The organism is Proteiniphilum acetatigenes DSM 18083 (genome assembly GCF_000380985.1).
GTDB classification, from domain to species: domain Bacteria; phylum Bacteroidota; class Bacteroidia; order Bacteroidales; family Dysgonomonadaceae; genus Proteiniphilum; species Proteiniphilum acetatigenes.
This window is the reverse complement of sequence record NZ_KB905692.1, coordinates 110,833-132,080: the sequence shown is the minus strand read 5'-3', so window position 1 is coordinate 132,080 and position 21,248 is coordinate 110,833. Positions and strand designations below refer to the sequence as shown.

Sequence of the window (21,248 nt, the reverse complement as noted above, 5' to 3'; positions counted from 1 at the left end):
TTGACGTATTTTTGCGCCAATGGACAAAAGAATCTTCAGGCTTGCCCTTCCCAATATCATTACCAATATCACTGTTCCCTTGCTGGGGATGATTGATATTGCCATTGCCGGCCGGCTTGGGTCGGCTGTATATATCGGAGCCATTGCACTCGGTGCCAATATCTTTAATATGATCTACTGGAACTTTGGCTTTCTTCGGATGAGTTCCAGTGGGTTTGCCTCCCAGGCATTGGGAGCCCGGAATTTTCCGGAGGTGATGAATGCGTTTATTCGTTCGCTGGCGATCGGCCTGGGGGCAGGGCTGCTGATCATATTGTTGCAATATCCTATCGGAATGTTGGCTTCCGGTTTGATACAGTCCGGCCCCGAATCAACGGAACATGTGATGACCTATTTTCGTATCGTGGTGTGGGGAGCACCGGCAGTGCTGGGGATGTATGCCTTCAAGGGGTGGTTTATCGGTATGCAGAACGCAAGGATCCCGATGCTCATCGCCATATTGAATAACCTGCTTAATATTGTCCTGAGCATACTTTTTGTGTTCGGCTTCGGGATGAAGATCGAAGGGATCGCATTAGGAACAACACTTTCACAAGTTATCTCGCTGATGGTGGCAGCCGGTTTCTGGTGGAAGTACTATCGCCGGTTACGAAAATACATCCGCAAAGAGACTATTTGGGACAGACAAGCCATACGGGAGTATTTCAGGGTGAACAGTGATATTTTTGTCCGTACTTTTTTGTTGACCTTGGTGACTACCTTTTTCACCTTCGCCTCTTCAGGAATGGGAGAGACTATATTGGCTGTGAATGCTTTGCTAATGCAGTTCTTTATGCTGTTCTCCTATTTTATGGATGGTTTTGCCTATGCGGGTGAAGCGTTGACCGGACGGTTTTATGGAGCAAAGAACCAGGAGTACCTGCAATGGATGATCCGCAGGGTCTTTTTCTGGGGATTGATAGTGAGTCTTGCTGCTGTAGTGATCTATATGCTCTTTCCCGATCCGATATTGCGTATCATGACCAACGACCTTGATATTATCGAGCACACCAAAGATTTTATGTTCTGGACAGTCCTGATTCCTGTTGTCGGCTTTGCCGCTTTCTTGTGGGACGGCATCTTTATCGGTGCGACCGCTTCCGCCGAGATGCGCAACGCGATGATCCTTTCGTCTATTGTCTTTTTCGCCTGCTATTTTCTCATGACTCCATTATGGGGAAATAACGGCCTCTGGCTGGCGTTTATCCTCTACCTTTTTGTGCGAGGCGCTACGCAAACATTCTGGGCGAAGAAAGCGCTACAGTTGTAAGTGGTTAGGTGGGAAGGTTTATATGATTTGCTGATGTGATAATTTGTTGATGTGGTGTGGGTGGTTGTGAATAATGTTTGACCATACATCAACGAACATGCTTAAATGTTTTCTTGCCTGCGAAAACAGAGCTTCCTTTCAGTTGATACTCGATGCGCAGAAATTGATTGAATTTTTCGATACGTTCGCCGCGACATCCGCTACCTGTTTTGAGGTGACCTGCATTTAATCCGACTGTCAGGTCGGCAATAAATGTATCGACCGTTTCCCCGCTACGGTGTGAAACGAAACAGTTATACCCGTTATTCCGGGCTATTTCCATTGTTTCTAAGGTTTCCGTTACCGTTCCTATTTGGTTTAGTTTGATCAGTATGGAATTTGCCACACCTTTATTAATGCCTTCCTGTAATATTTTTTTGTTGGTACAAAACAGGTCATCTCCTACAAGCTCTATTTTACTACCCAATTCCTTGGTAAGGGCTTGCCATCCTATCCAGTCATTTTCAGCCAGTCCGTCTTCAAGCAAAACAATCGGATATTGCTTTATCCAATTTTCCCATAATTTTATCATTTCATCGCTCGACAGAATTTTCCCCGTGCTTTTAGACAACTTATATTTACCATTATCCCATAACTCACTGGTAGCCGGATCAAGACAGATACTTATATCTGTATCAGGGTTATATCCCGCTTTGGTAATAGCTTCAAGAATAACTTCCACTGCTTCCTCATTGGATTTCAAATTAGGGGCAAAGCCGCCTTCATCGCCTACTCCCGTACTGTACCCTTTTATATTAAGGACAGATTTCAGAGAGTGAAATACTTCTTCGCCTATACGTATCGCTTCTTTAAAAGTTGGCGCATTATGTGGAGCAATCATAAATTCCTGAAAATCTATATTATTATCGGCATGCCTTCCTCCGTTGATCACATTCATACAGGGTACGGGCAATATATGGGCATTGCTCCCGCCAAGGTATTGGTACAACGGCAGTCCCATACTTATTGCTTTTGCACGGGCATAAGCCATCGACACGGCAAGTATTGCGTTTGCGCCAAGTTTGGACTTGTTTGGCGTGCCGTCCAGATCAATCATCAGGGAATCAAGTTCCCGTTGGTTGATAAAGCATCTGCCGGTAATTTCTTTGGCAATAAGTCCGTTTACATTTTCTACCGCTTTGAGAACTCCGTTACCTCCATAACGGCTTTTGTCTTCATCGCGAAGTTCGGTTGCTTCCCGTTCCCCTGTCGATGCACCGCTGGGAACCATGGCACAGGCATGTGCCCTGTCTTCTAATGTTAAATCTACTTCTATTGTTGGATTTCCTCTTGAATCGAGCACTTCGATTGCTTCTACTTTTGTAATCTTCATAAGTCAATTATTTTAAAATAAATATATACAAACAGGTATAGCCCATGTAGTTACTACATGAGCAGATATTATTCCTTTATTTCTGGGAGTCTTACCGCCAACCGGGAAGTCTACAAATACAAAATTCCTACTCATAATCTTTATTTTTATTGATTAATCAAGTAGGAACTATCAGCTATTTATATTAGCGGTTTATAACAGGGAAGTTCCATTCCCTTATATACTTTGCAAAGGTAAAAGTTTTTTGTTCATAGTATACAATTCAGAAGTTAAGTTTTATCTTTGCTATGAAGTATGTGAAACAATGGATAGTATGGTAGGCTAAAAAAGCTCACTCGTGTTCAAAATATTACCTAATTATCGTTTTACACTTATGATTTATGGATTTTCTGTTTTTACAGGGTGTGGAAGAGAACTAACATGGAAGATCTGCAATTGAACTTATCATCTTGATAATGGAAAATTTTGAGGATTACGAGAAAGAACTGAAAACGATCAACATCCATACTGCAAGTCGTATTTCGTTGGCGATTACCATTGCCGCGGCAATATTGTTCGGCATTCCTTTTTACTTTATATGGAGGCCGGAGTTCTCATTATCGCTGCAACAAAGTCTGTTATTTGTATTATTATTCTTAGTCGGTATTGTTCTGCATGAACTGATCCACGGTTTTTTCTTCGGTTTATTTGCCAAGAAGGGGTTTAAAAGCATTCGGTTTGGAGTGATGTGGAAGATGCTTACACCTTATTGCCATTGCAAGGAACCACTAAAGATAAAGCATTATTTCCTGGGTGCATTGATGCCGGCGCTACTACTGGGAATCGTGCCGGCCGTTATATCGCTTTTCAACGGCAGTGGACTGATGCTGTTGTTTGGAATTATTTATACCGGTGCAGCAGCAGGTGATTTTATGATAGTATGGGTACTGAGGAAAGAGCATCCTGAAACTTATGTACAGGATCATTCGTCGGAAGTGGGGTGTTTTGTTTACCGGAAGAGTTAGTATGATATCAAAACATAGAGATAAAGTATCTAAGCAGCAGTTTCTGCTTTTACTGATCAGTGTTGGTGCATTGTTTGTAATGATTTTTCTGTTTAGCCTTAGCACAACGCTTTCGGAATGGTATATGCGTGTGATTTATCCCGTTGTAGCCATAGTGCTCTCTTTTATCTCGAATATTTTCTCCTTTTCGTTATACGATATATTTCTGATCGTGGCGGTGCTGCTGTTGATAAAACTGATCCTGTTCGTCATCATGCGAAAGATCTCCTTTTCGAAGTTTCTTTTTTCGCTGATCCGGTTTATGATGGTTATCGTCTTCTGGTTCTATTTTAGTTGGGGGATTGCTTATTTCCGGGAAGACTTCTATGGTCGGAGCGATGTGGAGGAAATGGCATTTGATCCGGAAATCTTCAGAGATTTTGCTGTCCGGTTTATTGACCGGGCGAACCTTTACTATACCGATTGTACAGATATGGACAGGCAAGAAGTACGGCGAGAAATTGAGTTATCGTATCGTATAATGTATGAGACGTTAAGAATATCTTATCCCAACGGGAAAAGGAACCCAAAGCCGATGATGTTCGAATCGGTCTATTCGAAAATGGGTGTTTCCGGCTATTTCGGCCCATTCTTTAATGAAATCCATGTAAATAACTATAGCCTTAATTTTACCTATCCGTTTACTTTAGCTCATGAAATGGCGCATCAGTTCGGTATTGCCACCGAATCGGAGGCGAATCTGTATGCATTTGTTGTCTGTACCCGTAGCGGTAACGAAAAGATCCGATACAGTGCATATCTGTCTACGCTTCGGTATGTATTGAACGATACACACAAGTTTCTTCCTGAGGAATATGAGTCGCTGGTTTCATCCATCCGGCCGGAGATTATTGCAGATCTGCGACGAAACCGGGAGCATTGGCTTGCGGCGAGAGACGAATCCTTGTCAGATGTTCAGGATAGAGTATATGATGCTTATCTGAAAACAAATAAAGTCAGTTCAGGGCAGGATAATTATTCTGAAGTAGTCGGCTTACTTATTTCTAGTTATGATATTTTTACGGAGTCACCTCTATAATCTTCCTCACCCCAGTCTCCCAGTCTTCCCAATCTCCCCAGTCATCCCTTCTCCCGGTCACTATTGGTTGTTCAGTCTCCCTTACTCCTTCTTTTCCCAGTCCCTTATTCACTGCCAACTGTCCATTGTCAACTGTCCATTGTCCATTATCCCTTATCTCTTCATTCCAGATATTCTCCGACTTTTCCGCTAATTTGGAGCAGTGATATCTCATAAAGTTTAGTGTTGTATTGTGCGGTGAGAAGTCGTTGTTCCGCTTCGAGCAGGCTGTTTTGCGCTTCACGTAATTCTAACCCGGAGAGGTCGCCAATTTTGTACCGTTCCATGGCGATTTCGTAATTCAACTCTGCATTTCCTAAACTTTCGAGTTCCAGATTGGTCAATTCTATATTATTCTGATAGGCCATCCACATATTTGCGAAATCGCTTTCCAGCGCTAATTTGTTCCGTTCTACCTGCAATTCACGGTTTTGGACGGTGATCTCGGCATTTTTCTGTTCCCTTCGGCGATTGAATCCGTCGAAGATAGTATAACCAAGTGTGAGTCCAACATTAGGACCCCAGGTACGTTGCCTGTCGAATGTGCCGGTGTTGTAATTGTAGTGGGTGAAGCCATAAGCGGTATTCAGTCGAAGATAAGGATAATTACGGCTTCTCAGACTTTTCAGATCCAGTTCACTCAGTGTTTTGTTCTTTCCGGTCAGCAAGAGAACCGTATTATGTTGCATCGCCTGATTGAACAGTTCTTCTTTCGACAAAGAAGCATCGAAGAGAATAGTGGTGTCTTTTGCCAGGAAGTGTTGCTCCACATCACCTCCCATCATCTCATTCAACCGTATCCTTGAACTGTTAAGTATCTCGTACTGCTGGATAAGCAGTGAGCTGTCCGCATTGAAATCGACCTTCGCCTGTTGCAAGTCGAGTTGCGAAAGAGAACCCACCTGATAGCGGGCTTCCACTATACGTAATCTTTCTTTGGAAAGGGATACCGCATATTGGAGATTTCCCAGGCGTATCTGCTGTTGCACATAGTTATAATATTCCGCCGTAAGGTTGGCTATGAACTCTTCCACCGCCAACCGGGTATTTAATTCCCCCACAGTTTGTAACTCTTTCAGTCGTTGATAGTTGGTTTGCACCCGGAAACCTTCGAAGAGTGTCCAATTGAGATTCAGTCCGGCATCCAACGTTTGTGTATTGGAATTACGAGTTTCTATAGCCTCTCCTCCTTCTGCAGGATACTGATCGGAATTGCTGTTGCGCAGATTATAACCGGAGTTAAGACTGACTTCCGGCAGGAATCCGGCATTTCCCAATGTGACATTATTGTCTGAGATCAACTCTTCATTGCGTACTATACGCAGATCATAATTGTTCTCCAGCCCAATCCTCAGACATTCCTGCAAGTCCATCACAGGCTGTGCGGATACAGCGGAAGCAAGCAGGAGAAAGAGCAGTAACGGCACATTCTTTATCATCATATAGTCTGTTTTCAATTACAAATTATCAATTACCATTATTTGAGAACCAGGAGCCAAGAATCAGGAACTAAGACTATAGAAATTCAAGATTTAAGATTCAATATTTTAAACTTCTTGACTTCTTTATTAATTAGTCTTCTTGACACATTTAACTACGTTTCACTCCGTTGAACGTTGTTTGTTACATTATTCTTGCTCCATATCTCTTTGTTTTCTCTTCAATCTTTTCATCTCCTTTACTTCTCTATCGGTAGAGAGATAGATATACATGGCCGGGATGAGGAAGAGAGTGAGCAAGGTAGAGATAAGCAATCCACCCACTACGGCCGTACCCATTGCGATCCGCCCGTTGGCTCCTTCACCGGTAGCGAACATAAGAGGCAGTAACCCAAGGATAGTAGAAATACTGGTCATCAGAATAGGACGTAACCGCTGTAATGACGCATCAATGATCGCTCTGAGTTTATTGATGCCGGCATTCTGGCGCTGGTTGGCAAACTCCACGATAAGGATACCATTCTTGGTAACCAATCCGATAAGCATAATGATCCCGATCTGACTGTAAATATTCATTGTGATGCCGAATAGCCACATGAACAGAAGTGCACCGAACAGGGCGAGGGGGACCGTGAACATAATGACAAACGGATCTTTGAAACTCTCGAATTGTGCAGCCATCACAAGGAAAATCAATACAATGGCCAGAATAAAAGCGAAGAGAAGGCTGGATGAACTCTCCCGGAAGTTTCTGGATTCGCCCTCGAGGGCAGTTCTGAATGTTTCGTCCAGCACTTCGGAGGCGATCCTGTCCATCTCTTCCAGTCCTTGCCCCAATGAATAACCGGGTGCGAGCCCCGCGGAGATAGTAGCCGAATTGAAACGGTTATACCGATAGAGTTGAGGAGGGGCAACCGATTCTTCCAGTTTCACCAGGTTGTCCATCTGGATCATTTGTCCGACGTTATTCTTGATGTAAATGGTTTTTAGGTCGACCGGCGTATTGCGTTGCTGGCGGTTGATCTCACCCAGGATCTGGTATTGTTTTCCGTTCATATAGAAATACCCCATCCGCTGGCCGCTAAGCGCATATTGCAGGGTTTGTCCGATATCGCGGGTGCTTACTCCCAACATAGCCGCTTTATCACGGTCAATAAGTATCCTCGTCTCCGGTTTGGTAAACTTCAGGTCTACGTCGCTCATCTGGAAGTGAGGACTTGCATTCATCCTGTCCATGAAAGGAGGAATAAATTCCTGTAATTTTTCAATATTGGGTGCCTGTAATACATAACGTATCGGCATACCGGCACGCCGGCCACCAAAAGTGGATTGCTGCTGTACGAATGCGCGGGCAGCGGTCTCATTCCTTACGGCAATGGTAAGGGCATCGGCTATTTCCATCTGGCTGCGTTCGCGTTCGCGCATGTCAGGCAATACTAAACGGACCATACCGAATCCACCGCGGGTTATATTAATGTTCGATTCTCTTTCAGGAGCGACAGAGTCGGCTATCTGTGAGATGCGATCAGTATAGTCCCTGATGAATTCGTAGGTGGCCCCTTCCGGAGCAGAACTTCTGACCATCACTACAGAGCGGTCTTCCAAAGGAGCCATCTCCGCTGGGATCGTATTCCACAAAAAGACAATAAACACGGCAGAAACTGCAATAACAGGTATTACCAGCCATTTATGGCGCAGGAACGAACGCAGTGATTTGTCGTAAAACCGATTCATGCTATCGAAGATTACCTCGGTCTTCTCGTAAAGCTTATTCTTTTTCCGTCTTCTGGCGAGCATTTTGGATGAGAGCATTGGCACAAAAGAGAGGGCGACGAAAGATGAGATAATAACTGCACCTGAGATCACGATACTGAATTCGCGAAATAGCCGTCCCGTCATTCCTTCCAGGAAAACAATCGGAAAGAATATGGCCACCAGCGTGATGGTGGTTGAAACCACGGCAAAAAATATTTCCTTGGATCCTATGATAGACGCTTCCTCTGGATCCATTCCATTCTCTACCTTCTGGAAAATATTCTCAGTCACTACGATGGCATCGTCTACTACCAGCCCTACAGCCAATACGACTGCCAACATCGACAACACATTGATAGAGAACCCGGCCAGATACATCACGAAAAAGATTCCGATAAGCGAGATGGGGATCACCAGTGCAGGGATCAGTGTCACACGCCAGTTCCGTAAGAATATAAAGATAATGGATACGACCAGAATGAAAGCGATAATTACCGTGGTTTCTACCTCATTGATAGAAGCCCTGATAAACCGGGTGTTATCGAATGCTACATCTATGATCACATCTTCAGGAAGATCCTTCCTCATTTGTTCCATACGTGTCCTTACCTCATCGGCAATATTGATATGGTTGGCGCCCGGTTGCGGGATGATCACACAACTTACCATAGGCACCCCGTTTCTTTTAAGGATATTCTGGCGGTTGGCCGCATCCAGTTCTGCATATCCCACGTCGCGGAAACGCACAATACGGAAGTCATTCTCTACCAGAATCAGGTTGTTGAAATCTTCCGGAGTCTGCATCAATCCCATAGTACGTATGGATTGTGCTATATGGTCGCCTTCAATGCTCCCGGCAGGAAGTTCTATATTTTCCCTGTCCAACGCGTTTTTAATATCTATGGGTGTAATATTGTACGCAGCCATCCTGAGGGGATCGAGCCACAAACGCATTGCGTACCGGTATTCACCCCATATCTCCACGGCACTTACGTTGGAAATAGTTTGCAGCCGTTCTTTGACAGTGAGATCGGCAATTTCGGAGAGTTCCAGCATTGATCGGACAGGACTCTGTATGGTGATCTGCATGATAGGATCGGAATCGGCATCGGCTTTCGATACCGTAGGTGGATCGACATCGCGGGGGAGGTATCTCTGAGCGATAGAGACCTTATCCCGCACGTCGTTTGCAGCGGTCTCCATATCCACGCTCAGCTCAAACTCTACGGTGATCCGTGAACTGCCCTGGCTACTTTGGCTCATCAGCGAGCGGATTCCCGGAATACCGTTGATATTCTGTTCCAACGGTTCTGTGATCTGGTTCTCAATTACTTCTGCATTGGCGCCAGGATAGGATACCTGTACGGTAATAATAGGATTGTCTACATTGGGATATTCACGAACAGGGAGACTGGTATAGCCGATCATGCCGAAAATGATAATAATCAGCACCAATACCGTAGCCAAAACCGGTCGCTTTATACTTAATTCAGATAAGTTCATCTTATATTAATCTGCTCTGTTTTCAACCATTTGACCGATTTGTACCGGCATTCCGTTTCGTAATTGCATCACACCGGTGGTCAGAAGCGTGTCGCCTATACTCAAGCCGCTGATCACTTCCACGGAAGAGGATGTACGCATGCCTGTAACGATTTCCACTTCTCTCGCTATTCCGTTGTCGTACAAATAGGCTATATCGCGCCCCATTTCCTTGATACTGGAAATGCTTGGTATGACGATGGCATTGTCGATCTGATCCAGATTGATCCGGACGCTGGCTGACTGACCTGGTTTCATCTTCCCGTCAGTATTAGGGTAGCGGGCACGCGCAAACAGACTGAGGGTTTGTACGTCTAACCGTGATTCTACGGCATAAACAGTGGCATTATATACTTCCAGATCGTTTTCTACCGAGAAATAAATTTCTGTTCCCGGTTTGATTGTATTCACGAAATTCTGGGTAAGAGAAAATTCAATCTTAAGGGGTGAGATTTTTGTGAGAGTAGTGACTACGACTGAAGATGAAGCATAGGCTCCTTCACTTACCTGTCGCAAGCCGATCATTCCGTCGAAGGGAGCCCGCAATTCGGTCTGCTGAATACGTGCTTTGACCAGCTCAATATCGGCTTTCAACGTTTCTAGCTGGGTAGCGACCGACTGGTATGTTTCCTGACTGATAGCATCTTTTTCAAGGAGTGTCTGTTGACGATACAATCTGTCTTCTGCCAGCGGCAACTGGGATTCCAGTTTTTTGAGTTCAGCCTGTAACGGAGCATCATTTACCTTTGCCAGCAATGCCCCCTTTTGCACATAAGAACCTTCCTGGAAATAGATGTTGGTGATCTTTCCTGATGACTCGAACGTAAGGTCTACCTCCTCGTCCGGCAGTAAAATTCCTGTGATCCGGAACATATTGTTCAACGTTTGGGGTTTCAGTACTGTCGCATTCACCATCAGTGCCGATCTGCCACCGCCACCGGCCGTACTGAGTTGAACAGGTACATCATCCTGACTGCCGGTAAACAATTGCTTGATCTTTGGGAAGAATGCCATCCCCAGGATCAACACTGCAATGGAGGCAAAAACAATTATTTTCGTTTTTTTGTTCATACAATTGCGTTACTATCTTCTTACCGGTCAACATGCGTAATGCGCATTACCACATCATCATGACTTGTCCCGACTTGTCGGGATTAACCCGTTAGCAGATTAATATATCATCACCTCAAATAAAATCTCTTTCCTTGTTCTTTACTCTCCTTGTTCTTTACTCTATATATCCCGCGCAAAAATCTTTCACCAAAGTTAGTCGTTTTCAATTTTATTGCACTATTTCAAATCCTTTAGACTATCTAAGTCGCCTTCGCTCCTCAACTTTCAGTTTTGCGTTCGGCAAAGCAAATTTATTTGCTATGCTCTCACTTAACGAAATAGTTCTACGCTCAACATAGTCAAAACAAGTTTTGACTATGTGCCCATTTATCGAAAACATTCAAACGAGCCTGACTTTGCTCATTTAGCTTAACAAAAACGTTCAAAAGTACCGATTAATGTAGAGAAAAAGTAATGTTGAAAGTGTTTTTAGTTTTTTTTAGGTCTTAAAATCGATATATCATTCAAATAAGTCGATGAACCCTGTGTCGAATCAGCAATTAAATAACTATTTTTGACATTCGAAAACGGGATTCAATACAATTAAAAATATAAATAGGATGAATGTAAAAAAATTGTTTCTTGCATTGGTATTTGTGATGAATGGTATATTGTGTGCAGAAGCTCAGGACTGGGCGAACCTGGATCGGTTCAGGGAAGATAATGCGAAGCTGGGACCCGCGAAAACATGTGATGATCGGGTGGTCTTTATGGGTAATTCCATTACACAGGGTTGGAAAGAAAAGGTACCTGAATTTTTTGAGGGTCGTCCCTATATCAACCGGGGGATTAGTGGACAGACTACACCGCAGATGTTGCTCCGTTTCCGTCAGGATGTACTTAAGTTATGGCCTAAAGTGGTGGTGATCCTGGCCGGAACAAATGATATTGCCGGTAATACAGGCCCGTCGACACTGGAAATGATCGAAGACAATATCCATTCTATGACGGAATTGGCACAGGCGCATGGCATACAGGTGGTGTTGTGTTCGGTTCTCCCTGCATACGACTATCCCTGGCGCCCCGGTTTGGAGCCGGCTCCTAAAATTGTGGAATTAAACAAACGTATTAAGCAGTATGCCGGCACACGGGGGGCTGTCTATTGCGATTTCTTCTCTGCCATGACCGATGAGCGGGATGGTCTGCCTAAAGAACTGTCGGAAGACGGTGTCCATCCAAACAAGGAGGGATATGCCATTATGGGGCCTTTGGTAGAGAATGCCATTGCCCGGGCACTTCTCATGTGGAAGGAGTTTAAATAGCTTTGCAGGCTGTCCCATCTCCGTCAAAGTCATTTTCTCTCTTTCAATGCTTTCCTTGCACGGCTATGGCGTCGTCCGTACAGAAAATAGATCATGATCCCGATTACCATCCATCCGATTAACCGCAACCATGCGTCTAACGGTAATGAGGCCATCAGAGCAAGACAGCATACGGTCCCTAAGATCGGAATAAAAGGAACCCAGGGCGTTTTGAAGGCGCGGGGGAGGTCCGGTTCCTTTTTTCGCAGGATGATAATACCTATGCATACGATGATAAATGCCAGTAAAGTTCCGATAGAAACCATGTGCCCGAGCATTTCAATGGGAAATAATCCTGCAATTAATCCGGCGGTTATTCCGATAACAATAGTGGTAATATGAGGCGTTCTGAATCTGGGATGTGTTTTTGAAAAGCTTTTCCAGAGCAGCCCATCTTTGGCCATCGTGTAGAATACGCGCGATTGTCCGAGTAGCAATACCAGTATCACGGAACTTAATCCTGCAATCGCACCGATTTTAATAATGGGACGCAACCAGAATAACTCTTCTCCCGCATGATCAATCGCCAGAGCGATAGGAGCAGCTACGTTCAGTTCCTTATAGTTGACAATACCGGTGAGTACCAATCCTACTCCCATATATAAAATGGTGCATATCACCAATGTTCCGAGAATCCCCACAGGCATGTCCCGTTTTGGATTGATTGCTTCCTGCGATGTAGTGGATACGGCGTCGAATCCGACGTAAGCAAAGAAAACCACGGCAGCTCCTGCCAGAATGCCGGACCATCCATACTCTCCCCATGTACCGGTATTTTCAGGGATAAAGGGTTGCCAGTTCTCCACATGAATATGCGATAGTCCGAATCCAATAAATAGCAAAATAACAATCACTTTCACCATTACAATGATATTGTTGAATTTTGCGGATTCTTTTATTCCCATCACCAATAAAGTTGTTATGACCGTAATAATGAAAACGGCTGGGAAATTAATGATGGCGCCGGTTGCATATAAGCCCGAAGAGCCGTAAGCGAATGGGCTTTCACAAATTACCGATGGTAAATGAATGTCAAAGTCGGCAAAAAAACTGACGATGTATCCCGACCAACCGACAGCTACTGCTGAAGCGCCGAAGAGGTATTCCAGAATCAAATCCCAACCGATGATCCACGCCACAAATTCGCCCATCGTTGCATAACCATACGTATACGCGCTACCCGAAACAGGGATCATCGAGGCGAATTCAGCATAGCAGAGTCCGGCCAACAGGCATCCGAATGCCGAGACAATGAATGCTACGGATATGGCCGGTCCTGCATGTAAAGCAGCGGCTGTTCCCGTTAATACGAAAATGCCGGCGCCTATTACTCCGCCTACTCCCAGCATAACCAGGTTTGTGGCCGTTAAGTGTCTTCTTAACGGATTGTTAGACCCTTCTACTTCTTTCTGAAGCTGTGTAATATCTTTTCTGACGAATAAGTTTTCAGCCATAGGTGCTATATTAATAAAAGAACAATACAGATTGTTCTCTTGCAAAAGTTTATATAAATTGCAAAAATAATCTTTTTTGGTTTTATAACGGTATAAGTATGATAAAATGAAAGTTTTGTATGCGAAAATGGTGCTAATTGATATTTGTCAGAATTGTGGAATCATCCGGTAGGAGCGAATGCCATTGCACGGGTATTTCTCATGTGGAAGGAGTTTAAAGTCTTTGTTATTTTTTGTCTTATAATTGCTTTTCAATAAAAGATTTTAATGTTTATTTTTAGGAGTTCCCCCGGCTGTCCAATTCTTGCGCCATCTTCGCAAGAATTGGACTGGGGTTTATCCATTATTCGGGATCAATGAACTGATATTCTTTAGGATTCCTTAAGCCGGGCGCGCTAAAATAATTCTCCAGATTTCCTCTTATCTTCACTTTTCTATTTACGTTTCCGGGGTTATCAGGAATATTCAGGGCGTTTCTCACGGCGGATGCTGCTTCTGATAAATTGACTGGAATCATTTTATCAATATTGGTCTCATCCTGGGTATCTGCGATAGCGATATTGGTAGTCGATGTACCTGTATTTCCCGGGAAAAAATTATTAATCGTACCTGCAAATGACCCCACAATAAAACCTTCTACCCATACATCTGTTTTGCCTTGATTAACTTGTGCTTCCGCCACGGTATAAGGGCTTTTCTTCGATCCTTTGATAAGGGGAGGATCCTCCTCTGTCCGCTCAGCCTTTACATTTTCCGACGGACCATCCGTCCAGCCGGTAATATTACCATCGGTGATCGCCACGGTTTCATCCGTGAACAGCGTGACATTGTAGGTGTATTTGGTAGATTTTTCGAAAGCGTCGATCTCAAGGGCATCAGCCAAAGGGAATTTATACACTTCTGTATCCTCCCCGATAATAAACCACAGATCCATCCCCGATATGTCTCCTGCAGGCAGCAGTATCGCCTCGGCAGTCGATCCATCGGTATCCACTCTCAACGCTATATCCCCGTAAGCCGTTGCTGCGGAAAGAGTACCTGTAGCCAGGTCGAACGAAGCATAAGTGCCGGTGTTAGAGATGATCACCGACAGGTCGCTTAAATCGAACAACTTGCCATGGACGATATTCAGCACAATCTTGGATAACTGGTGTGAGAACTGCATTCGTACATTCGGATTTTTCGAGTTAGACCCTTTGGCGTTGTCAGAATACATCAGGTCTATACCTGCCTGTTCCGACTGATCAGTCAGATCAACAGGATACGGTAAATCGTTAATATTTTCATTATAAGGGTAATAGCTTATAAAATCGACACTTGAACCATTGAAAGGGAAAATGATCTCATCCGCGTCATCGGCCGGCCCGAAGGATGAGGAACCGGAAGTCACATACTTTGCATTCTTTTTGATGGCTGATGAATTGAGAGTTGTGCCTGCCTTTACCATATAGATCCCGATGGCATCATCCGGTTCCCACGAGGCATTGGCGGCACGGGTTTTTAATCCGTCTATTTCCGCATGTAGTTGAAGGGATCTTCCGGCCTTATCGGGCTCTATCGTTTCTCCTTCACACGAATAAAGAATGATGCAGAGTAATGATAATACGAGCCTGAAAAAAGCCCGGTCATTGTTTTTTACTTTCATGATGAGTAAATTTGGTGGATTTTTAAATTCATCTTACCAGGGTAAAGATGGTGGTTTAAATAGAATTAAATAATCAGCAATGAAGTCAATAATTTACGATAAGGGAAACAAATTACGCGAAGCAAATAATCCGAATAATACTCAAACACCGTATCTAAATACTTTACGGCGAAAAAAGACAACCTGCCCGGGCGGGCATACATATATAAATCTATCTGTTAATCAGATAAAAGAGAATAACAGTGCAAATTTAGGGAATACAGAGAAAGGGGCAACTGTTTTAACCAAAAAAATCAAAACAGTTTACCCCTTCCGGTAATTTATATCAATTCTAAATGGAGACGACGGGAAAACTAAAAACCAAGAGTGAGAAACTAAAAATGAACAAATGAAAATTTAGTCATTTCATCCCATCAATTATGAATTGATTTAGCTAACACAGTCAAATCATTAAATCAATTTATATACTTGAGAGCCGGTAACTTCCGGAACCTAATTCTATCTCAATTCCACTTTCGGTTTCCATAACATTCCTTATACCCTTCCCTGTTGGTGTCGACACATTCAGGTCCTTTGGCAACCTGATGATGGCCGAACTGTTTCCGGGAATGGTGATATCCCAATGGAATATTCCGTTTTCTTTCTCCCATTCGCTTTTAATTTCTCCGTAAACCGATTTATAGGAGGCTTTTACATGCGATAATCCTTCGGGGAATTTCGGCTCCATCAGCAGTTTTTTATAAGCCGTACTTTCCGGGTGGTTTTTGATCCCTGCCAGATCCTCATAAAACCAGATAAGCAGATCGCCCAGTAACATCACGTGATTCGCGGAATTCATTGCCGGATCGGCCGTATCTCCGTTCCACAGTTCCCAGATGGTGGTCGCCCCTTTTTCAATCATGTATCCCCAACTGGGATAGGTATGGTTGGTGGCGATCCTGTAGGCCAGATCTACATTTCCCTGTTCCGTCAGACCGCGCATCAGGTGCTGGATTCCCAATACTCCTGTGCTAACATGACCGTTGAAATCCACCTCTGTCTTGCGTACGATATTGTCGAATACCTTTTGCTCATATCCTTCAGGAACCAATCCCAAACGAAGCGAAAGTATATTGGCTGTGACGGTATTATTGTCATACAAAGCTGAATCGGTATTGAAAAAACGGGCATTATATGCTTCTTTGATTTTTGATGCCAGCTCCCGGTATCCGGCTATATCTTTCTCATTTCCGGTGAGCAGGGCAAATTCGCTCATCAGATCCAACAGACTGTAATACATGGTGGTACTGAGTACTGCTCCGGCGGTTTTCCTGGTGGGGTCTTGCGAGTGGATGAGTTCCTGCGATTCGGGCGGCATGCACCAGTCGCCGTATGTATCTTTGGTGAGGATATAATCCTGCATCGATACCTGTTGAATGCGTTCCAGATAGCGTTTCATGGACGGATAGTGTCTTTTTACCGGCTCCGTATCTCCATACTGTTGCCAGAGCATCTTAGTTCCGTAGAAATAGGCGGCCGGCCAGGTCACGTCGTCGTTGTAGATTGTCCAGTACCGCGGGGAGACCACCGAAATGCTTCCCTCCGGGCTTTGGGAGTCTTCGATGTCCTGCAACCATTTGCTGTAGAGCAGGGCATTGTCAAACACGAACGCCTCTCCGAAGCAGCCGGTCGCACGGTCGCCCAGCCAGCCCTGACGTTCGTCACGCTGTGGACAGTCGGTGGGCATACCCCTGTAGTTTCCGCGGATACCCCAATAGGCATTTTTGAATATTTGGTTGATGATTTCGTCGGATGTTTCAAATTGACCGGTCGTTTCCATTTGGTCATAAATAACCCTGCCGGTGAAGTCAGATAGTGCCGGTTGATGATCCAGCCCCGAGATTTCCACGAACCGGAATCCGTGATAAACGAAGGAGGGTTCCCAGCTGAATTCCCCGTCTTCCGCGGGGGTATAGATATCGGTAACCTTGGCACCCCTGAGATTTGCCATATAGAGTGTCCCGTCGGGATTGAGCATTTCTGCAAACCGCATTGTAACGGGCTGATCCTTTTTCCCATTTAACCTGTTGATCTTTATCCAGCCTACCATATTCTGTCCCATATCCAGAATAAATTTCCCGTCGGTCAGTTTTGTGATAGCTACCGGTGTCAGTTCTTCCTGTACGCGGATATTCGGATTGGGTTGTGCGGTAAGTGTCCCTCCGGGTGAAGACATTATATCGACCTGTTTCCATGTAGTATCGTCGTAACTGATCTTATCCCATCCGGGAAGCTCCATCCGGGCATCATATTCTTCTCCGTCGAATTCGTTATTGGCGATGATGGGGCCCCTGGAGGTGACTTTCCAGGATTCATCGCTGACAATAACATCTGTTGAACCGTCACTGTACTCAATTTCCAGTTGTGCCAGTAGTCGAGGCAAACCGAATACCTGGGTTGGAGATTCACGCATACCGAAATAGCGACCGTTACCTAATTTTACTCCCAATAGATTACTATCTCTTTGAATCAGGGAAGTAACATCATATACGTTGTAATACACTTTTTCAGGATACCATGAAACCGTGGGGGCAAGAACGTCATCCGATACTCGCTTTCCATTTATATAAGCCTCATAGGCGCCTTGCCCGGAGATGTAAAGCACTGCACGTTTTACCTTCTGTTTACTGTCGAAAGGTTTTCGCAGATAACGGGCAGCCAGACGGGTATTTCCTTTATCTGTTTCACCCGGATTTGAAAGCGCATTTTCGCCAATCCATTTGGCCTGCCAGCCGGCAATGTCCGGCAGGGCCATAGCCCAGTGGTTGATCTTACTCCAGGCTGTTTCTCCCTGATTGGTAGTTACTTTTACCCGCCAGTAATATACTTCTTTCGGAGAAAGTGTTTCTCCCGTATAAGGGATAAGAATCGATACATCACTAGTAACGATTCCCGAATCCCATAACAAGTTGTTTCCTTTTTCCAGATCCTGCTCCGATCCGGCCACCTGAATCTGATAGCTTTCCTGCTGCAAGTCAGGTTGGTTAGAGGTGATCTGCCATGAGAATCGGGGCGTCGATGTGCTTACTCCCTGGGGATTCTCCTGCATTTCTACCTTCAGGGAATCCACTTTGACCATTGTTCCCTGACATCCGGCCATGAATATGGCCAGGGTAAGTCCAATTAAAAAATAAATGTGTTTCATATTGATTAAGAAGTTAGAAATTAGAACTCAGAAATAAGAAGTTGGAAGTTGGAAGTGGAGAATTATCAATTAACGGTTTCTAAAACTTTTTACTACGTAGATTTTCAGTCGTCTCTCGGCAGAGTACAAGTGAACCTGACTCTGTCCTCGTTCCTAAGAAAATTCACTTTTCATTTTTCACCTTCCCACTTTCCACATGACATATTATCAAATCAATATCGGTCAATTATTGAACCGGTACTTTCCTGCCGGAATTTCAAAAAGGATATATCCTTCTTTCCTACCGGTTTCTTTCACATGTTCAGCATTCACATGTACGGTTTTTTCGTTGTCATAGGGGAACAGGACTGTTGCGGTACAGTTTGGCGGTACAGTTACATTTAATGTAATCCTTCCGTTTTTACGCTCCCATGAGGATTCTATCAACCCGGCAGGAGAATCGAACGAAGCTTTTGCAGAGGATATTTGTGTTTCGGTGAGCTTAGGTATCCGTATCATAAACTTTCTGAATCCGGGAACATCAGGATCCCTTCTGATACCGGCCACACCGTCGATATACCACGCACCGGGATAGAGATAAGAGCTGTGCAGCAGTGAGTGCCCCGGCAAATCCTTTTCCCACATCTCCCATATAGTAGTGGCTCCGCTTTTACGCATAAGCCCCCAACTCGGATAGGTGGTCTGGGATGTCATGGAGTAGATGAGGTCGTCTCGCCCCTCTTCACGCAATACTTTAAAAAGCATTGCACCACCGGTGATCCCTACGTCGATATGTCCGTTCTTATGAACGAGAATCTCGTCAGCCAGCCTCTCCATCACTTTTGGGCGTAATTCATCTGGCATGATATCGCCATAGAGAGCCGCAGAAAGGCTCCGCATCGATCTGTCCGAATAATTATGATCGTCCGGGTGATAATATTTGGCATGGATGGCCTTAGATGACTGTTCTGCCTGACGCGCCCATTGTTCTGCCTCTTCAGTTCTTCCAACCACCCTGGCTATTTGTGCTGCAGTTTTCAGGTTATACACCCAATAACAATTATTGAAAAACAGGTTTTCATCGGAATAGTTATTCATCCCTTGCGACGTAGCTCCCGGCCAGAGCCAGTCGCCCAGGAAATCCCACCGGGCGCCGTATCGTTTGAGCATATCGTTTTCTACATGGGTATCGAGAAATTCCAACCAGCCTTTGATCATCTCGAAATTATCTTCGAGCACCCTCATATCACCATGATGTTGGTATATGAACCACGGGAGGGTGACCACTATTCCGCCCCATGCCGGGCCGCCGCCACCATGGTAGGTTGGTGCTGTCTGAGGGAGTATACCTCCACCCAGTATCCTGCCGCTTCCTTCCTGCTTGCGTGCCCATGCCGGATCGTTCATATTGCCCGTCATCGGTTCTGTTCCCTGTACGTCGCGCCAGTCTTCCAGCCATTTGGTATAGAAAGCACCCAGTTTGTAATTAAACAGGCCGGTTTCGGAAGTGGCATGTGCATCGCCGCCATAGCCGAATCGTTCGCGTTGGGGACAGTCGACGATAAATCCGCCGAGAGACAGATTCTCAAAAGTCCATTTTACCGTATTGTAGATCCAGTTCTGCAACGGATCGGAACACTCGAAACGGGCTGCATTATCGAAAGCGGTACGTACCATCCATCCTTTGATCTCCTCTTTTTTCGGAGCCGATTTCAAGCCTTTGATCGTGATCCATCTTCCCGAACTGTAATTGAATCGGTTTTCAAATGTTCCTTTTCCTGAAGCACCGATCACGAAAGAGTTCATCAACCCGAATGTGATATCATCCTGTTCCCGTTCTGAAAAAAGGAAATGAACGGTATCTCCGGGGTTACCCTGTACAGAAATTTGTGTCCATCCTGCGAAATTCACACCCATATCCACACGATAAGTACCATCAGGGCGGGAATCGATGGAGACGGGACGGATTTCGTCAAACAGGATATTGGTCTCTACCTGCTGAGCCGATAGTTTCAGCGTCGGTGTGTATATTGTGGCGTTTTTCCAGTTACGGTCATCGAGAGTTGCCAGATTCCATCCTTTCACCTCTTTGCCGGCATCCCAGATCTCGCCTCCATAGCCGCCTACACCGAATCCCCAGTTGCCGGTCAGCATATTGGGACTGGGATGTGTTTTCCACGACTCGTCAGTGATGATTCTCATTGGTATTGAGTTCTCTTTACTATAGATATCTGTCTGTGCAATCACGATAGGTGTCCGGGGTTTATCGGGAGTCGCATAAGGACCGAAAATAGACCATGAGGTTCCCAGCCACAACACAATAACGTTGGTGCCGGAGGTGAGTGCGGGTGCAATATCGTAGGCAATATAACGGGCCCGTTTGGTGTGATCCGTCACTGCCGGTGCAAGCACGTGGTCGTCGATCTTCTTTCCATTGACATACACTTCATGATATCCTACCGAAGCGACAAACAGAGTCGCTTTAGAAGGCTTTTCCTTTAAATCGAATGTTTTACGGAACCAGGGATCCTGCATCTTATTAGGCCCTTCGGCCGGATTATAAACCTCGTCCGTACCGATCCATTTTGCCGTCCACTCATCCTGTGAGAACAATCCGGTACTCCATTCGGCTGTTTTACCGTAAGCCGAGATCCTTCCCTTTTCATCTTTGACCGATACCGTCCAGTAATATTTTTGGTCGGATTGCAGCGGTTTACCTCCGTATTCTATCAGTTGCATATTGTCCGATTCGATCCATCCGCTGTCCCACATGTCGCCGAAATGGTCAGCTCTTTTTTGTAGCGAACTTCCTACCAGTATGCGGTATGCTGTTTGTCGTTGTCCGTAAGCTGATTCATCGGTCGGTTGGAGTACCCAACTGAAACGTGGATGCGCTACATCCAGACTTGCCGGATTCTTCAGGTGTTCACAGGTGAGTTGAACAGGGAGTACGCTACTTTTCGGGTTGGAAGATAGAGAACATGTTGCCAGAAAAGTCAATAGGATCAAAATTATTTTTGGTCTCATACGGATA

Annotated in this window: 13 protein-coding genes and 1 riboswitch; of the genes, 4 read left to right on the top strand and 9 right to left on the bottom strand. The window is 44.9% G+C overall.

Going from position 1 to position 21,248, the window contains the following annotated elements; genetic code table 11:
- Window positions 1–19: 19 nt before the first annotated feature.
- Complete coding sequence (locus F597_RS0100380) at window positions 20–1,309, top strand: MATE family efflux transporter (RefSeq protein WP_019537721.1); 1,290 nt, start codon at window positions 20–22, stop codon at window positions 1,307–1,309.
- Window positions 1,310–1,397: 88 nt separating this feature from the next.
- On the opposite strand, the gene eno is transcribed toward F597_RS0100380, so the two are convergent.
- The gene (gene eno, locus F597_RS0100375) at window positions 1,398–2,681 is read right to left on the bottom strand and encodes a phosphopyruvate hydratase (protein ID WP_019537720.1); all 1,284 of its coding nucleotides are present in this window, start codon (window positions 2,679–2,681) and stop codon (window positions 1,398–1,400) included.
- Between the two features lie 155 nt (window positions 2,682–2,836).
- Window positions 2,837–2,906, bottom strand: a riboswitch (Fluoride riboswitch).
- A 230-nt stretch (window positions 2,907–3,136) separates the two neighbouring features.
- On the opposite strand from eno, the gene F597_RS0100370 reads away from it, so the two are divergent.
- Both F597_RS0100370 and F597_RS0100365 read left to right on the top strand, forming a co-directional pair.
- Entirely contained in the window at window positions 3,137–3,685 is a 549-nt protein-coding gene (locus F597_RS0100370) for a DUF3267 domain-containing protein (RefSeq protein WP_019537719.1), read from the top strand.
- 1 nt (window position 3,686) lies between these two features.
- Window positions 3,687–4,763: a DUF3810 domain-containing protein gene (locus F597_RS0100365; RefSeq protein ID WP_019537718.1), complete on the top strand. Its 1,077-nt coding sequence runs from the start codon at window positions 3,687–3,689 to the stop codon at window positions 4,761–4,763.
- Here the strand turns inward: F597_RS0100365 and F597_RS0100360 are convergent.
- The 4 genes from F597_RS0100360 to F597_RS0100345 form a co-directional block, all read right to left on the bottom strand.
- A complete protein-coding gene (locus tag F597_RS0100360) occupies window positions 4,744–4,977 on the bottom strand; it encodes a hypothetical protein (RefSeq protein WP_019537717.1) in 234 nt (77 codons plus the stop codon). The two genes, F597_RS0100365 and F597_RS0100360, sit on opposite strands and share 20 nt — an antisense overlap.
- Window positions 4,925–6,241 carry a TolC family protein gene (locus F597_RS0100355; RefSeq protein WP_019537716.1) on the bottom strand — a complete coding sequence of 439 codons (1,317 nt, stop codon included), beginning with the start codon at window positions 6,239–6,241 and terminating at the stop codon, window positions 4,925–4,927. Before F597_RS0100355 ends, F597_RS0100360 begins: the two co-directional genes overlap by 53 nt.
- 189 nt (window positions 6,242–6,430) lie before the next feature.
- Window positions 6,431–9,499: an efflux RND transporter permease subunit gene (locus F597_RS0100350; protein WP_019537715.1), complete on the bottom strand. Its 3,069-nt coding sequence runs from the start codon at window positions 9,497–9,499 to the stop codon at window positions 6,431–6,433.
- Window positions 9,500–9,505: 6 nt separating this feature from the next.
- Entirely contained in the window at window positions 9,506–10,609 is a 1,104-nt protein-coding gene (locus F597_RS0100345) for an efflux RND transporter periplasmic adaptor subunit (protein ID WP_019537714.1), read from the bottom strand.
- A 602-nt stretch (window positions 10,610–11,211) separates the two neighbouring features.
- On the opposite strand from F597_RS0100345, the gene F597_RS0100340 reads away from it, so the two are divergent.
- A complete protein-coding gene (locus F597_RS0100340) occupies window positions 11,212–11,913 on the top strand; it encodes an SGNH/GDSL hydrolase family protein (RefSeq protein ID WP_019537713.1) in 702 nt (233 codons plus the stop codon).
- A 29-nt stretch (window positions 11,914–11,942) separates the two neighbouring features.
- Here F597_RS0100340 and F597_RS0100335 read toward each other — a convergent pair whose 3' ends face one another.
- The 4 genes from F597_RS0100335 to F597_RS0100315 form a co-directional block, all read right to left on the bottom strand.
- Window positions 11,943–13,406, bottom strand: coding sequence for an amino acid permease (locus F597_RS0100335; protein WP_019537712.1), 1,464 nt, complete (start codon window positions 13,404–13,406; stop codon window positions 11,943–11,945).
- A 343-nt stretch (window positions 13,407–13,749) separates the two neighbouring features.
- A complete protein-coding gene (locus F597_RS0100330; protein ID WP_019537711.1) occupies window positions 13,750–15,051 on the bottom strand; it encodes a fimbrillin family protein in 1,302 nt (433 codons plus the stop codon).
- Window positions 15,052–15,511: 460 nt separating this feature from the next.
- Window positions 15,512–18,235, bottom strand: a complete 2,724-nt coding sequence (locus F597_RS0100320) for an alpha-L-rhamnosidase (RefSeq protein ID WP_019537709.1) — start codon at window positions 18,233–18,235, stop codon at window positions 15,512–15,514.
- 222 nt (window positions 18,236–18,457) lie between these two features.
- Window positions 18,458–21,241, bottom strand: a complete 2,784-nt coding sequence (locus F597_RS0100315; RefSeq protein WP_044059907.1) for a family 78 glycoside hydrolase catalytic domain — start codon at window positions 21,239–21,241, stop codon at window positions 18,458–18,460.
- Between the last annotated feature and the right edge of the window lie 7 nt (window positions 21,242–21,248).